The organism is Komagataeibacter medellinensis NBRC 3288 (genome assembly GCF_000182745.2).
In the GTDB taxonomy this organism is placed as follows: domain Bacteria; phylum Pseudomonadota; class Alphaproteobacteria; order Acetobacterales; family Acetobacteraceae; genus Komagataeibacter; species Komagataeibacter medellinensis.
Genome location: NC_016027.1, coordinates 2,270,769 through 2,284,922, shown reverse-complemented (window position 1 = coordinate 2,284,922; position 14,154 = coordinate 2,270,769). Strand labels below are relative to the sequence as shown.

Below are 14,154 nucleotides of genomic sequence, written 5' to 3'. Positions count from 1 at the left end.
CGAGGTTGGACAGAAGCCGCGCGGGAAGCCACAATGACAGAAGCGATTCCCGCACGGGAATTTTTCGCCCGCCCCATGCCGGGCGGACAAACCCTATGGAGAGACACCCATGTCCTATGCCGCACTTGATGCCGTCCGTATTGCCAAAGCCTGCAAGACCGCGCTGCACGTGCTGGAAACGGTCGAGGAAAAGGACCGCAATGAAACCCACCAGCGCAAGACGCTGATGATCCAGCGCATCGAGGCCCTGGCCCGCGCCGCAGCCGAAAGCAAGAGCGGTGAGCAGGCCATTACCCTGACATCGGAAGAATTCTGGCTGATCAGCCAAAACTGGTAACACTGACCAGTCAGACCCGTTCCGCCACCGTTGACCCCGATCCGCCCTGGCGCGGAAAGCAGGACACCGACATGACATTCACACTGACAAGCCGTTCCTTCAATAATGGGGACCGCCTGCCCGAAGCCCAGGTCTTTGAAGGCATGGGGTATTGCGGCGGCAACATCTCACCGCCACTGGCATGGCAGGACCCGCCTGCGGGAACCAAGAGCTTTGCCATAACCCTGTATGACCCCGATGCCCCCACGGGTTCGGGCTGGTGGCACTGGGTGGTGATCAACATTCCGGCCACCATATCATCCCTGCCCGCAGGGGCCGGATCAGGTGACAACAACCTGCCTGAACCCGCCGAAATGACGCGTACCGACTTTGGCGGCAACGTATATGGCGGTGCCGCCCCCCCGCCGGGGCCGGAGCACCATTACATCTTCACCATCCACGCGCTTGATATCGAACGCATCGAACTGCCCAACGATGCCTCGGGCGCCATGGTGGGTTTTGTCATCAACCAGCACCGCCTTGGCTCGGCCACGCTGACCGCCATGTATGGCAGGAAGCCGAAATAGTAGCGCAAGCCGGAAAATATCATGCACAGGCCGGAACATGACCCCAACCCGCGCCCATGACATTCTTCCTGTTCCGGCAGTCGCGCCCCACACCTGTGGCGCAGGCAGCGGCACCCCGGCCATACGGACCTGCCCGTAAAAAAACGGCCCGCGCCATGATATGGCCGGGCCGGTTGCCATGGTTGCCGGGCCTGCAGGGCAAGCCCGGCTGCACCCTTCAGGAAATCAGAACCACTCCTTCTTGTGTGCAACATAGGTATTATAGAATTCATCATCGGACTTCATGAGGTAGATAATACACTCGATAAAGGCAATGAAGCCTATGATCATCGTCGGGATGCCGAACATCAGCCAGCCACCCAGCGATATGACCAGCATGATCACGCCAGCCCTGTTGTACCCGAGATAGAATTTGTGGATACCCAGGGAACCCAGGAACAGCGCCAGAAGTGCGGCCACAATACGGGACTTGCCGCCCCTTGCCCCATCTCCAAGGTTGATGTTCAGGCTGGCCGACCGGGGTGGTTCAATAATGAAAATGGACTTTGCGATATTGTCTTCGGGCGTAAAATCAACAATGGCCCCGACTGACAGGGCATTGAAATCGGATTGCACATCCATGCCGGAAAATGTGTATCGCCGATCATCATTGCCACTGATCAGCCCTGTACCACTCTGCGGGTCATAATTAAGAACACTGCCCTTCATATTTTTCTTTCTCTCTAAAATTTTCTGTCAGGACCAGCCTATATTATCGCACAAAGAAGTATAAGATGTTGTAGACTGGCATATCCAAGAAAAATAAACCGATTTATTAAACAATAATTAAGGTTTTCTCTACCTACAACCAGCAGGCATTCCCTGCATCACCTGCCTGAAAAGAAATCGTTCCTATCCCTGATAGGAGGCAATCTCGATCAGGTTACCATCGGGGTCATGGCAGTAGACGGACGTGACCGGCCCCAGTGCGCCAAGACGGGCCACCGGCCCTTCGGTCACGCGCACGCCGCACTGTTCAAGGTGTTCAATTACATCGCCACTGTTGAGTGCGGTGGTAAAGCACAGGTCATTGGTACCCGGCAGCGCATCCTCTGCCGTGGTCCAGCCTTCCGCGCCATGCGGGCGCAGGTTGATCTTCTGGCCGCCGAATTTCAGGGCGGTACGGTTGTTACGCCCGTATTCCTCGCGCTCCATGCCCAGCACGCGCTGGAACCATGAGGCCGAGATTTCAAGATCACGGACACTCACCACAAGATGGTCAAGACGATCGACGGTAAAACGCATGGCGTTCTCCAACCTCCGGTTGTCCGGCCCGACAGGCAGGCCGGACGCACCGCAGGGGGCGTTCAGCCGGTCAGGCCATCATAAAAATCATTACCCTTGTCGTCGATCACGATAAAGGCCGGAAAATTCTCGACCTCGATCTTCCACACCGCTTCCATACCCAGTTCGGGGTATTCCAGCACCTCGACCTTACGGATGCAGTCCTGCGCCAGACGGGCGGCAGGTCCACCTACGGAACCAAGGTAGAAGCCGCCATATTCCTTGCATGCCTCGCGCACGGCCTTGGAGCGGTTGCCCTTGGCCAGCATGACATACGACCCGCCAGCCTTCTGCAACATGGACACATAGCTGTCCATGCGCCCTGCCGTGGTGGGGCCGAAGGAGCCTGTGGGCATGCCTTCGGGCGTCTTGGCGGGACCAGCGTAATAGACGGGATGATCCTTGAGGTACTGGGGCAGACCCTCGCCCTTTTCCAGCCGTTCGCGGAATTTGGCGTGCGCGATGTCACGCGCCACCACCATCGTGCCGGTCAGGGACAGGCGGGTGCGCACGGGATACTGCGACAGCTTACGGCGGATTTCATCCATTGGCTGGTTCAGGTCGATCTGCACCGCCTCCCCATCCAGGTCATCATCCGTGGTTTCGGGCAGGAAACGGGCAGGATCGGTCTCAAGCTGTTCAAGGAACACACCATCGGCCGTGATCCGGGCCTTCACCTGGCGGTCGGCCGAACAGGACACGCCAATCCCCACCGGCAGCGACGCGCCATGGCGCGGCAGGCGCACGACGCGTACATCGTGGCAGAAATACTTGCCGCCAAACTGCGCGCCAATCCCCAGGCGTTGGGTCAGCTTGTGGATTTCCGCTTCCATCTCAAGGTCACGGAAGGCATGGCCATGCGCGCTGCCTTCGGTCGGCAGGGTGTCGAGCCAGCGGGTGGAGGCCAGCTTCACGGTTTCAAGGTTCTGTTCGGCCGACATGCCGCCAATCACCACGGCAAGGTGGTAAGGCGGGCAGGCGGAGGTGCCCAGCGTGCGGATCTTGCCATCCAGCCATTTCAGTAGGTTTTCCTTGCCCGACAGCAGGGCACGGGTTTCCTGGAACAGGAAGGTCTTATTGGCCGACCCGCCGCCCTTGGCGATGAACATGAGGTCCATCTGTTCGGCATGGTAGTCACCCGGCGTGGCCGAGATATGGAACTGCACCGGCAGGTTGGTACCGGTGTTCACTTCCTCGAACATCGAAACCGGCGCCATCTGCGAATAGCGCAGCGAGGTGCCGGTATAGGTGTCGTACACCCCGCGTGAGAAGGCTTCCTCCTCATTCCCATCCACCCACACGCGCTGGCCCTTCTTGCCATACACGATGGCAGTGCCGGTATCCTGACACATGGGCAGCACGCCACCGGCCGCGATACAGGCGTTCTTGAGCAGGTCCAGCGCCACGAAACGGTCGTTTTCCGACGCCTCGGGATCTTTCAGGATCTTGGCAAGCTGCGCCAGATGGCCCGGGCGCAGCAGGTGGGCCACATCGTTAAAGGCGCGGGCGGCCAGTGCGGTCAGGGCCTCCGGGCGGACATGGACCACCGTGCGGCCACCGAGGACCGAGGTGGTAATCCCCTCGATCTCCAGTTTCTTCCACGGTGTGTCATCATCATGCAGCGGAAAGAGCGGGCCATAGACAAATGGCTTGCGCGCGGGTGCGGTTACATTCAACGGACGTCTCCTGCCTGTTCCCCCGGATTGTTTCCGGGTGGCGGCGTTCAGGTTCAGGGCGCGCCCGGCGCATCCGGCGCGCCCGGATGGAAGATGTGGCTCAGCCCGGTCCCCCCGGCCCCTTCTTGCGGAAGGCGGCAAGACTTACGACCTGCGGGCCGTCGTCCTTTTCGCCATCAGTGCTGTCGGTGCTGGTAGCCTTGGGGGTGGCCTCGGGCGCGGTGGCGAGTTGGACCGCCACCACATTGGGCGCGCCTTCGGGCACGGGCGGCTGCTCGGGCACGTTAAAGCGCAGGGCAAGGCGGATATGCGGATCGGCAAAAGCCGACACGGCGGCCATCGGAATGACCAGCGTGGACGCAATACCACCAAATGACAGCCCGACAGAGATGATCTGCCGGGTGCGATCCACCTTCAGGTCCCAGAACTGGTGCTGAAGAACGATGGTGATTTCATGCGGGTACTGGGCGCGCAGGCGATCGGGCATTTCAACACCCGGCCAGTCGGTCCTGAATGTCAGGTAGAAATGATGATCACCCGGCAGTCCCTGCGCCGCCGCGTGCTCGAGCGCGCGCAGCATGACCTGCCGGTAGGCATCCTCGATCCAGGAATCATAGGGCATGAGGCTGTCGTGGAGGGCGGTGTCAAAACCGTTTTCCTCGTCATGATCATCAGACATTTCGGACTTCTCCGTACATCCGCCCGGACGATAAACCGCCGGACCGGATTTTTGCAGACATGCGGGTTCGGACCACGCCGTGCCACAGCTTCAAGCTGTGCGTCAAACTTCGGGGCATGACAAGCCACTGGCATGCGTCACCCCTTCACGAAGCGGATACCACGCTCCTGACCTGACCGAAGAATAAAAATTGAAAGTGGGAGGGCTTCTGTTGCCCGGTGCCCTCCCGAACCGCGCTTATCGCTTATGCAGCGACAGCGAGCACCTCAGAGTTATCATTGGCACTTGTGATTTAGCCCGATAACGGTGGTACAATGCCGGGCAAAAGGCGGGTCTTTACCATGCGTGTCGAGCCTGTTTCGTCCCCATATTCCCCAACAGGGGGAAACTGGTGGAGACGCCGGGTACCGCCCCCGGGTCCACAACACTTATTCCACGCGCCGTTTATCACCATAGCCAAGGGGCAAGCCCCTCCGGCACTTCCGCATATAGGGACTGGCCGCGCATCTGACAAGGGCTACGCCACCGGCTTAGACGTAACGGCGCGACTCCCCCGGCGCAGGAAAGCCGGACAGATATTTTTCTGCCCATGCCAAACGGCCCGCCGTATTGACACGGATGATAGGACCCGCCCCATCCGCGGCACCCGTGACAGATCCCCAGCCAATGGCTGCAGGCCCTGCTTTTCTGCATGGAAACCAACTGGCTTTCCCCATCCGGCACGCGCCATGATACAGCCGCAAAAACGGACCATGGCAACATGACCGGAACAGGCCATGCAGGGGGCTGGTCCCGGTTCGCATCTTGGAGAGGACATGGCCCATATGGTAAGCCCCGCCTCCTTTGCTATTGCTATGATCGACACAGACGGGACGGGACGGCACATGTTTTCCACTGAGCAGAAATCAGCAATCGAGGCGGCCCGCGCCGGATGGGCCCAGACCCGCCGCCTGGTCGTGCCAGCGGTGGAAGATGTGCTGTATTCCCCCATTCCCGTGCTGGAAACGGGGTTCGTCCGCGCGGTGGATTATATGGGTGGCGACAGCGGCATCGTGCAGGGCGCGCGCGTCTCCTATGGCAAGGGCACGCGCAGCACGTCCGATGACCGGGGGCTGATCCGCTACCTCATGCGCCACCGCCACACCAGCCCGTTCGAGCTGGCGGTGCTCAAGCTGCATGTGCGCGCGCCCATTTTCGTCACCCGGCAGTGGTTCCGCCACCGCACCGCCAGCATCAACGAATACTCGGCCCGCTATTCCGTGCTGGAGAAGGAATTCTACTTTCCCCGCCCCGAGGATATCGCCGCCCAGTCCACCAACAACAAACAGGGCCGCGCCGACACGCTGCCGCCCGAGCAGGCGCAGCAGGTGCTCGACATCCTGCGCGATGATGCCGCGCGCTGCTACGACCACTACCTCGACCTGCTCAACGAGGATGAAAACGGCGAAAAGCGTGATCCGGACCGCCCCGCCATTGCGCGCGAGCTTGCGCGCATGAACCTGCCGGTCAACATCATGACCCAGTTCTACTGGCAGATTAACCTGTGGAACCTGCTGCACTTCCTGCGCCTGCGCGCGGACAGTCACGCGCAGTACGAAATCCGTGCCTATGCCGACGCTATTCTGCAGATTGTGGAAAAATGGGCCCCGCTGACGTTCGAGGCCTTTACGGACTACATGCGTGACGCCGTGCTGCTGTCCGGGCCGGCACTGCGCGTGCTGCGCGCCGCCATGGGGAGCGGGCCCGTCGATCCGGCGGGGGAAGGTCTGTCAAAGCGCGAAATACGCGAACTGGCAGACATGTTTCCCGAAATCGCGCCCCGACTGCGTGGCTGAAGACGCACCTAAACGTCAACAAACCGTGATTCCGCGCCACCCTTCCCGCGCCACGGCGTTTGGGAGGTGTGGATTTCACATCACACTCAACGCGGCAATTCTGCCAGCATTCCCACCTGCCGGGCAGCGTAGGGCTGGGTTCACGCCCATGTGCCCTGTGCAGGGCAGGTACAATCTTCCCCTGTAATCAGGCAAGCGGATTGCACAACAGCGATCCCATGGTAGAGAGTGACGCTGGAAAGGGGCGTCATCGCCCGGTTCAGGATTCTTGCAAACGCATTGGGCCACCCCGCCATGACAGGGCGGGAAAGCGAAGACAGAGGGAAGCGGAAACGAGTATGCGCGCAGAGACAGGATCGAATTCTTGGTCGTCCCGCCCGTTCCCGTCCCCCCGTCGTTCGGCGCTCCGCGTCGCGGGGGTGGCTCTTGGGCTGCTCGGGCTTGCCTCGTGCGCTGCCCCGCCGCCAAAGGACCCGGATGCGCTGGCTGAATACAAGGAAGCCAACGACAAGTACGAAAAGCTTAACCGCAAGGCCTTCGGCCTGACCATGTGGGCCAACAAATACACCCTGCGCCCGGTGGCCAAAGCCTATATATGGGCCGTGCCGCGCCCGCTGCGCAATTCGTTCGGCAGCCTGTACCAGACCATGAACGAACCCGTCGTGTTCTTCAACGACGTGGGTGCCGGTAAGCCCCGCCGCGCGGGTGACGCCTTCGTGCGCTGGTGCATTAACATGACGGCGGGCCTGGGCGGTCTGATCGATGTGGCCAATTACGCGGGCTACAAACATCATGACAATGATGGCGGCCTGACGTTGGCCACATGGGGCGTGCCTTCGGGCCCCTACCTGTTCCTGCCCGCCCTTGGTCCGTCTTCTTTCCGTGATGGGCTGGGCTACGGTCTGGATGTGGGCCTCTCGCCATGGAACTATGTGCCCCGTGGTTATGGGCTGTTAACCTTCAACTGGGCCTATAACATCATGGGTACCATTAACGGCATGGCGACCAATGTCGACGCGCTGGACCAGGTCATGAAGGATTCGCTTGATCCCTACGCCACCATCCGCAGTGCCTACCAGCAGCAGCGCAAGGCGATGGCGGAAGCCATAAAGAACGACCATCGGGCTACCGTGCCCGACTGGTATCACACCAGATAACAAGAAGGGACAAAGCGATGCAGTCATCCATCCCCCGTCGCCACGCACTGGCTCTGCTGGCAGCAACGTCCGCCGCCATGCCTGTTGCTTCAGCATGGGCGGTTGATGCCCGCACGCAGGCCCGCGCCTTTGTCACCATGTTTGGCAACAAACTTGTCGCCATCGTCAACAGCGACATCCCGCTGGAAAAGAAGAAGGCCGATATCCTGCCGCTTCTGGGCCAGTACGTGGATGTGGACGCCATTGGCCGCTACTGCCTTGGCCGTTACTGGCGCACCGCAACACCCGACCAGCAGGACCGCTACCTCAAGCTGTTCCATCAGGTTCTGGTCAACGCCATTACCGACAAGATCGGTGACTACCGTGGCGTAACCTTTGTGGTGGGTTCCAGCGCACCCGCTGGCGATGACACTGCGGTCTCGACCGTCATCAATCGTCCCGGCCAGCCCGGCGCCGATACGCAGTGGATCATCAGCACCACCAGCGGCAGCCCTAAAGTGGTAGATGTGGTGGGCGAAGGTGCCAGCCTGCGCCTGACCCAGAGGCAGGATTACAGCTCCTTCATTGCCCGCAACGGTGGCAATGTGGACGGCCTGCTGCATGCACTCGACAAGCAGATCGCCAACCACCACTAGGGCAGATCCTGTTTGAATGCATGCATTCAAACAGGTGAAGATGCGCGCAAAAACAATAAACCAGGGCATGTTCACTGAACCGGCTGTCAGCGGACATGCTCTCGACACGCCAGCCCTGCCAGCAAGGGCACATAGTACAAAAGCCGGTAGAAATTACCGGCTTTTTTCATAATAACCCCTTAATGTAAACGGTTATGCGCCCCGCACGGCCGGGTACTTTGGTAAAGCACGATATCGGGTCGCGCCACCTGCTGGGCTGAACAAACATGCATGCCCGCACCACCAAAGACTTGCCGGGCCACGATATCACCCGCCTTGGCATAGGCAATAACGCGCGCCACCCCCTCTGCATGCGCGAAAGCGAGCGCCATGCTTGCCGCCTCACGCGACAGGGTCGGATCGTGGGCCTGTTGCACGAAAGCAAACTGCATTTCATGGCAATCCATGGTGGTAGGAGGCTGCACGCCCACAAGGCCGATGAAGTGGCCCTGCTGACGGATCGCGAACATGCCGACGCCTTCCCGGCCCCATGTCATGAGGTCGGTCATCATATCCTGTTCACTCAGGGTACGGTTGCAGACACCCCCGGCCAGCCGCCCGGTTACACCGGTACTGGCCTTGAGCCGGACCACATCGTCCAGATCGGTCCACGATACGGGATCAAGCTGCAGGCGCGCTGTCCGTATGCTGTTCCGACACCCCATGGCTGCCTCCATAACGACAGGAGTAAAGACCTGAGCGTTATTGAGACAGATAATATTCCGGATGGCAAATGGAATCAGCGTTCGATGGGGCGGTACTTGATCCGGCTGGGTTCGGTCGCATCCGGCCCAAGGCGGCGGCGCTTGTCTTCCTCATAGGCCTGGAAGTTACCCTCGAACCATTCGACGTGGCTGTCGCCTTCAAAGGCAAGGATGTGAGTTGCCAGACGGTCCAGGAACCAGCGGTCATGGCTGATGATGACCGCACAGCCCGCGAATTCGGCCAGGGCCTCTTCCAGCGCGCGCAGGGTATCGACATCAAGGTCGTTAGTCGGCTCATCAAGCAGGATGACGTTGCTTTCCTGCCGCAGCATCTTGGCCAGATGCACGCGGTTGCGCTCACCACCCGAAAGCACTCCAACCTTCTTCTGCTGGTCCGGCCCCTTGAAGTTGAAGGCCCCGACATAGGCGCGTGACGGCACGGCCCGCTTGCCCAGATAGATAACATCCGTCCCGCCGGAGATTTCCTCCCACACGGTCTTGTCGTCATCCAGGCTGAAACGCGACTGGTCCACGTAACCCAGCTTCACCGTCTCACCGATGGTCAGCTTGCCGCTATCGGGCGTTTCCTGCCCCATGATCATCTTGAACAGGGTGGACTTACCCGCGCCATTTGGCCCGATCACGCCCACAATACCACCGGGCGGCAGCTTGAAGTTCAGGTCATCGATCAGCAGACGGTTGCCAAAGCCCTTGCGCAAATCCTCGGCCTCGATCACCGTACCGCCAAGGCGAGGACCGGGGGGAATGACAATATCGGCCACGCCACCCGACTTTTCGGCATTCTGGGCCAGCATTTCCTCATACCGCGCAATACGGGACTTGCTCTTGGCCTGTCGCGCCTTGGGGGAGGAACCGATCCATTCCTGCTCGGCGGCAAGGGCGCGCTGGCGGGCACTTTCTTCCTTCTCTTCCTGCGCCAGGCGCTTGCGCTTCTGGGTCAGCCAGGAGGAGTAGTTACCTTCAAACGGATAGCCACGGCCACGCTCGAGTTCGAGAATCCAGTTGGTGACGTTATCAAGGAAGTAACGGTCATGGGTAATGACCATCACGGTGCCTTCGTAATCCCGCAGCGTCTTTTCCAGCCATGACACACTTTCGGCATCAAGATGGTTGGTCGGTTCATCGAGCAGCAGCAGGTCGGGCTTTTCCAGCAGCAGACGGCACAGCGCCACGCGGCGGCGCTCACCCCCGGACAGCTTCTCGACCGGGCTGTCGGCGGGCGGGCAGCGCAGAGCTTCGAGTGCGATCTCGAGCTTGCGGTCCAGTTCCCAGCCATCGCCAGCGTCGATCACTTCCTGCAGTTCGGCCTGTTCGGCCAGCAGGGTGTTCATTTCATCATCGGACATGGGTTCGGCGAACTTCATCGAAATTTCGTTGAAGCGGTCCACGGCCTTTTTCAGTTCGCCAAAGCCCAGCGCCACGTTTTCGCCAACCGTCAGGCTTTCATCCAGCTTGGGCTCCTGCTCAAGGTAGCCCACGCGCGCGCCCTCGGCGGCCCATGCCTCGCCGCCAAATTCTTTTTCCACGCCCGCCATGATCTTGAGCAGCGTAGACTTACCGGCACCGTTGACACCCAGCACGCCAATCTTGACGCCGGGCAGGAAGGACAGGGTAATCCCCTTGAAGACTTCACGCCCACCCGGATACGCCTTGGTCAGGTCCTTCATCACATAGACATATTGCGTGGCGGCCATGATGGTCGGCTCCTGATAACTGAGGAAAATATGGCAAGGCACCCGCACGGCACGGTGGGGCGTGGATGCGCGACGGCGCATGCAATAAAGCCTGCGCCCGGCAGGACTTGAACCCGCAACCAAGCCGTTATGAGCGGCCCGCTCTAACCAATTGAGCTACGGGCGCGCAGGCAGCCCCTGATCTCGCGCATGTGGAGGGATTTGGCAAGATCCACATAGCCTTTTCCCGGTAATTTTTTCCACGCGGAAGGCAACCCCGCCATAAAAAAAACAGGTTCATGATCTGGCTCATGGTTACACACCCTGCCACGGAACATGACTTGCACAGGAAACGGAGGGAGATATACCGTCATCCCCCGTTAAATCACGCCGTCCCGCTCCGGGATGGCCCTTAACGCACACACAGGCAGCAGGAGGCCTGAACAGCAATGGACGTATCGAAGATTTCCCCCGGCAAGGACGTACCCAACGACATCAATGTCGTGATCGAGATTCCGCAGGGTTCAGGCGTCAAGTACGAAATCGACAAGGACAGCGGCGCATTGGTGGTGGACCGCATCCTGTTCACGCCCATGGTCTATCCAGCTGCCTATGGCTTCATTCCCAACACACTGGCCGCCGATGGCGACCCGACCGACGCGCTGGTGCTGATGCCCGCCGCCGTGGTGCCCGGTGTTGTCGTACGCGCTCGCCCCATCGGCGTACTGCGGATGGAAGACGAGAGCGGGCAGGATGAAAAGATCATCTGCGTCCCCCACGACAAGGTGCACCCGTACTACGCCAAGGTGGAAACCCTTGATGACCTGCCCGAGATCGTACTGAAGGAGATCGAGCACTTCTTCACCCGCTACAAGGATCTTGAAAAGGGCAAGTGGGTCAAGGTCGCAGGCTGGGCCGACAAGAAGGTCGCGGGCGAGATCATTGTCGAATCCATCAAGGCCGTGGCCGGCAAGTAAGCTGCGCCCATCTGGCTGCCCGGGTGCCGCAGGCACCGGGCGGTCACGCCGCACCCGGCAGGGCCATGCGGCCATCGCCAGTTACGATCTGGCCGATCAGGGCATGATAACCCGCCATGTAGCGGCCCATATCCAGCGTGCGTTCCGCCTGCCTGCGTACATTGGCGCGCAGCCTGCGGGCAAGCCTGCCGTCTTCCAGGATTTCCAGAACACCATCGGCAATCTGCCGCGGGTCCAGAAATGGAACCAGCCGCGCGGTGCGGCCATCTTGCAGGAATTCTTCCACCGGCGCGGTCCGGCTGCCCACAATGGCACAGCCACAGGCCATGGCCTCGCGCAGCGACCATGACACCACGAACGGGTATGTCAGGTACACATGCGCATCCGAGCGCTGGAGCAGGCGGCAGAAACTGCCATATTCCACCCTGCCCGCAAAATGAACCCGCGCGGGGTCGATACTATCCCCCAGTTCGGCCAGCATGTGCTGCCGCCATGTCCGCCCACCGGGCGCACGGCCGCCATAACTCACGCCATCGCCTCCCACCAGCACCACCCGCGCTTCGGGCCGCCGGGCCAGAATGCGGGGCAGCGCGCGCATGAACACATGAAAGCCGCGATAAGGCTCAAGATCACGCGCAACATAGGTGACCAGCTTTTCAGTGGGCAGAATTTCAATATCCCCCAGCGTAAAGACCTGCCTGCGCGCCTGCGGGTCGGGGGCGCACCGTGTCAGGTCCACCCCTTCGGGCAGGCAGGTCAGACGGCCGCGTGCCCAGTCGGGATAGGTATTGCGCTGGAAGCGGGTAGGCGTATGCCCCCAGCCCGGCCCGGCAAGGGCGAGCAAGTTAAGGGTATTGCGCGCCCGCACCAGAGGCGCCACATCGGACTGGGGCGCAAATTCGGGGTCAAAGCCCACATCCAGCCCGGTGGGATGATAGAAAAATTCATAATAACCCAGTATCGGCACACCGGGGTACACATCGGCCAGTTCCAGCATCTCACCCCAACCATGATGGCCGATGATGATATCGGGCACATAACCAAGACCACGCAGGGTGCGCGCTGCCCGTGCCACCTCGGCCGCGCGCTGCATGCCACGCGCCAGTTCCGCTACCGGGGCGGGACCATCCACACGCGCACGCGGCGGCATGCGGTAGGATACCCGCCGCACCCCCGCCATTTGCGCACGCCCAGATTCGCTTATGAAGACGATCTCGCTGTCACCCCGCGCGCACAGGTCGCGCAGCAGGTGCACGAACTGGGCGGGAAAGTTCTGGTGCACGAACAGGTATTTCATGCCCCGTACAACCGGCCCCATGGCATTCACGCATCCGCCCGCGCACGGGACCGGCGGGGGGCCTTGCCACGGCGGCCCGATGCCGGGTCCACCGCAACATTATCGGTGCCGGCCACGGGTCGCTCGGGTCGCCGGTTCCACCATGGTACAGGCCCAGTGGACCGGGGCGGGGAAGAAGCGGTGACGTCTTCCCCCTCCTGCACGGCCGCGACCTGCCTACCATCGGCATCAGGCACCGCCGGTTGTACCGGGCGTCTTGCCGGGCGCGCCCTCCTGCCACGCCGCAGTCGTCCACCTGCCGCGGGCTGGAGATCGGCACTGGCAGCCAGCAGGGTTTCCTCCGCCGCGTTATCGGGCGGGACGGGCAGTTCCCCGGCAATGCGGGGCGTAATTTCAATACGAAAGGATTCCAGCGGGGCCTGTGTCGCGGCCATCAGTGGTTCATCCTCTACCGGACCGATGCGGGTGCCATCGGTAAAGCTGGCCTCGACACGGCAGGCAAAGGTTCTGGCGGCATCTTCCTTCAGGCGCACGCGCAGCCCCAGCAGGGGAAGCGCCATGCCCCGGCTGCCGCAGTACTGGCCACCTTCGACCCACGGCGAATACCAGTCCTGTCCCAGTATGGCCTGATATTCGATGTCACCCACGGCAACGCCCATGGCGGGCGTGATTTCGAAGCCTTCCAGCCACTGACCGCTGCCATTCCTGCCCATCCATGCCCCCAGCGGCACACTGACATCGCCCTGGCGCTGGATATGGGCGACCATGCTACCCGCTTCGGCCTGTACCGGAGGTGCTGCGGGTGCCGCAGGGCCGCCCGCACGCACGGGCGCCGTACCTGACAGCCGAACCACCTGCAACCCCGGCAGGTCGGGCGCGCCCTCCGCATGGTACGTGGTGATCAGCACGGCCCCACCGGGCGGCGGCACACGCACCAGTGCCGCACCATCCCGTGCCCCGATCCAGCCATCAGCCTCGAACGTGCTGACCTGTACCGCGCTGCCGCCGGGCGGCGGGCTGACCCGCATGCCCGATAGCGGCCCAGCACCCCCCGATACGGGGCCTGATGCATGGAAAATACAGTATGTGCCAGCTTCCAGCCGCATAAGCCGGGCAGTCGCCTGCACCTTTCCAGCCTGTACGGGAGGCACAGGGGCGGGGCCGGTTTCCGTCATATTTCCCCCCACATTCCGGAGGGCGACGGGGCGCATGGGCCGACTGGGGCGACAGGGATC

The 14,154-nt window shown here is 61.3% G+C and carries 14 protein-coding genes, 1 tRNA gene and 1 other RNA gene; 6 read left to right on the top strand and 10 right to left on the bottom strand.

Annotation, left to right across the window (positions count from 1 at the left end; translation table 11 throughout):
• Positions 1-109: 109 nt before the first annotated feature.
• A complete protein-coding gene (locus GLX_RS10665; RefSeq protein ID WP_014105978.1) occupies positions 110-337 on the top strand; it encodes a hypothetical protein in 228 nt (75 codons plus the stop codon).
• Positions 338-408: 71 nt separating this feature from the next.
• Positions 409-903 carry a kinase inhibitor gene (locus GLX_RS10660; protein ID WP_014105977.1) on the top strand — a complete coding sequence of 165 codons (495 nt, stop codon included), beginning with the start codon at positions 409-411 and terminating at the stop codon, positions 901-903.
• A gap of 225 nt (positions 904-1,128) precedes the next feature.
• Here the strand turns inward: GLX_RS10660 and GLX_RS10655 are convergent, their stop codons facing one another.
• The 5 genes from GLX_RS10655 to ssrA form a co-directional block, all read right to left on the bottom strand.
• On the bottom strand, positions 1,129-1,611 hold the full coding sequence (locus GLX_RS10655; RefSeq protein ID WP_014105976.1) for a TM2 domain-containing protein: 483 nt from the start codon (positions 1,609-1,611) through the stop codon (positions 1,129-1,131).
• A gap of 183 nt (positions 1,612-1,794) precedes the next feature.
• On the bottom strand, positions 1,795-2,187 hold the full coding sequence (locus tag GLX_RS10650; protein WP_014105975.1) for a VOC family protein: 393 nt from the start codon (positions 2,185-2,187) through the stop codon (positions 1,795-1,797).
• A gap of 62 nt (positions 2,188-2,249) precedes the next feature.
• Positions 2,250-3,902: a fumarate hydratase gene (locus GLX_RS10645; protein ID WP_014105974.1), complete on the bottom strand. Its 1,653-nt coding sequence runs from the start codon at positions 3,900-3,902 to the stop codon at positions 2,250-2,252.
• A 100-nt stretch (positions 3,903-4,002) separates the two neighbouring features.
• Positions 4,003-4,581, bottom strand: coding sequence for an SspB family protein (locus GLX_RS10640; protein WP_014105973.1), 579 nt, complete (start codon positions 4,579-4,581; stop codon positions 4,003-4,005).
• 195 nt (positions 4,582-4,776) lie between these two features.
• Positions 4,777-5,099: a transfer-messenger RNA gene (gene ssrA, locus GLX_RS16410) on the bottom strand.
• 366 nt (positions 5,100-5,465) lie between these two features.
• Between ssrA and thyX the strand changes: the two genes are divergently transcribed.
• The 3 genes from thyX to GLX_RS10625 all read left to right on the top strand — a co-directional run bounded on the left by thyX (position 5,466) and on the right by GLX_RS10625 (position 8,208).
• Positions 5,466-6,416: an FAD-dependent thymidylate synthase gene (gene thyX, locus GLX_RS10635; RefSeq protein ID WP_041247810.1), complete on the top strand. Its 951-nt coding sequence runs from the start codon at positions 5,466-5,468 to the stop codon at positions 6,414-6,416.
• 419 nt (positions 6,417-6,835) lie between these two features.
• The gene (locus GLX_RS10630; RefSeq protein WP_041247360.1) at positions 6,836-7,573 is read left to right on the top strand and encodes an MlaA family lipoprotein; all 738 of its coding nucleotides are present in this window, start codon (positions 6,836-6,838) and stop codon (positions 7,571-7,573) included.
• A gap of 17 nt (positions 7,574-7,590) precedes the next feature.
• Positions 7,591-8,208: an MlaC/ttg2D family ABC transporter substrate-binding protein gene (locus GLX_RS10625; protein WP_014105970.1), complete on the top strand. Its 618-nt coding sequence runs from the start codon at positions 7,591-7,593 to the stop codon at positions 8,206-8,208.
• Positions 8,209-8,387: 179 nt separating this feature from the next.
• Here GLX_RS10625 and GLX_RS10620 read toward each other — a convergent pair whose 3' ends face one another.
• The 3 genes from GLX_RS10620 to GLX_RS10610 all read right to left on the bottom strand — a co-directional run bounded on the left by GLX_RS10620 (position 8,388) and on the right by GLX_RS10610 (position 10,832).
• Positions 8,388-8,912 (bottom strand): GNAT family N-acetyltransferase, encoded by a 525-nt coding sequence (locus tag GLX_RS10620; RefSeq protein ID WP_231850329.1) that lies wholly within the window; start codon positions 8,910-8,912, stop codon positions 8,388-8,390.
• A gap of 74 nt (positions 8,913-8,986) precedes the next feature.
• Positions 8,987-10,666: an energy-dependent translational throttle protein EttA gene (gene ettA, locus GLX_RS10615; RefSeq protein ID WP_014105968.1), complete on the bottom strand. Its 1,680-nt coding sequence runs from the start codon at positions 10,664-10,666 to the stop codon at positions 8,987-8,989.
• Between the two features lie 92 nt (positions 10,667-10,758).
• A tRNA-Ile gene (locus tag GLX_RS10610) sits at positions 10,759-10,832 on the bottom strand.
• A gap of 262 nt (positions 10,833-11,094) precedes the next feature.
• Between GLX_RS10610 and ppa the strand changes: the two genes are divergently transcribed.
• On the top strand, positions 11,095-11,622 hold the full coding sequence (gene ppa, locus GLX_RS10605) for an inorganic diphosphatase (protein ID WP_014105967.1): 528 nt from the start codon (positions 11,095-11,097) through the stop codon (positions 11,620-11,622).
• A 43-nt stretch (positions 11,623-11,665) separates the two neighbouring features.
• On the opposite strand, the gene GLX_RS10600 is transcribed toward ppa, so the two are convergent.
• On the bottom strand, positions 11,666-12,919 hold the full coding sequence (locus GLX_RS10600) for a glycosyltransferase family 4 protein (protein WP_014105966.1): 1,254 nt from the start codon (positions 12,917-12,919) through the stop codon (positions 11,666-11,668).
• 26 nt (positions 12,920-12,945) lie between these two features.
• Positions 12,946-14,094, bottom strand: coding sequence for a hypothetical protein (locus tag GLX_RS10595; RefSeq protein WP_041247359.1), 1,149 nt, complete (start codon positions 14,092-14,094; stop codon positions 12,946-12,948).
• Positions 14,095-14,154 lie beyond the last annotated feature (60 nt).

Coding starts and splice junctions, on each gene's coding strand:
- GLX_RS10665 (WP_014105978.1), top strand. CDS start 110: ATGTCCTATGCCGCACTTGATGCCGTCCGTATTGCCAAAGCCTGCAAG.
- GLX_RS10660 (WP_014105977.1), top strand. CDS start 409: ATGACATTCACACTGACAAGCCGTTCCTTCAATAATGGGGACCGCCTG.
- GLX_RS10655 (WP_014105976.1), bottom strand. CDS start 1,611: ATGAAGGGCAGTGTTCTTAATTATGACCCGCAGAGTGGTACAGGGCTG.
- GLX_RS10650 (WP_014105975.1), bottom strand. CDS start 2,187: ATGCGTTTTACCGTCGATCGTCTTGACCATCTTGTGGTGAGTGTCCGT.
- GLX_RS10640 (WP_014105973.1), bottom strand. CDS start 4,581: ATGTCTGATGATCATGACGAGGAAAACGGTTTTGACACCGCCCTCCAC.
- thyX (WP_041247810.1), top strand. CDS start 5,466: ATGTTTTCCACTGAGCAGAAATCAGCAATCGAGGCGGCCCGCGCCGGA.
- GLX_RS10625 (WP_014105970.1), top strand. CDS start 7,591: ATGCAGTCATCCATCCCCCGTCGCCACGCACTGGCTCTGCTGGCAGCA.
- GLX_RS10620 (WP_231850329.1), bottom strand. CDS start 8,912: ATGGGGTGTCGGAACAGCATACGGACAGCGCGCCTGCAGCTTGATCCC.
- ettA (WP_014105968.1), bottom strand. CDS start 10,666: ATGGCCGCCACGCAATATGTCTATGTGATGAAGGACCTGACCAAGGCG.
- ppa (WP_014105967.1), top strand. CDS start 11,095: ATGGACGTATCGAAGATTTCCCCCGGCAAGGACGTACCCAACGACATC.
- GLX_RS10600 (WP_014105966.1), bottom strand. CDS start 12,919: ATGAAATACCTGTTCGTGCACCAGAACTTTCCCGCCCAGTTCGTGCAC.
- GLX_RS10595 (WP_041247359.1), bottom strand. CDS start 14,094: ATGACGGAAACCGGCCCCGCCCCTGTGCCTCCCGTACAGGCTGGAAAG.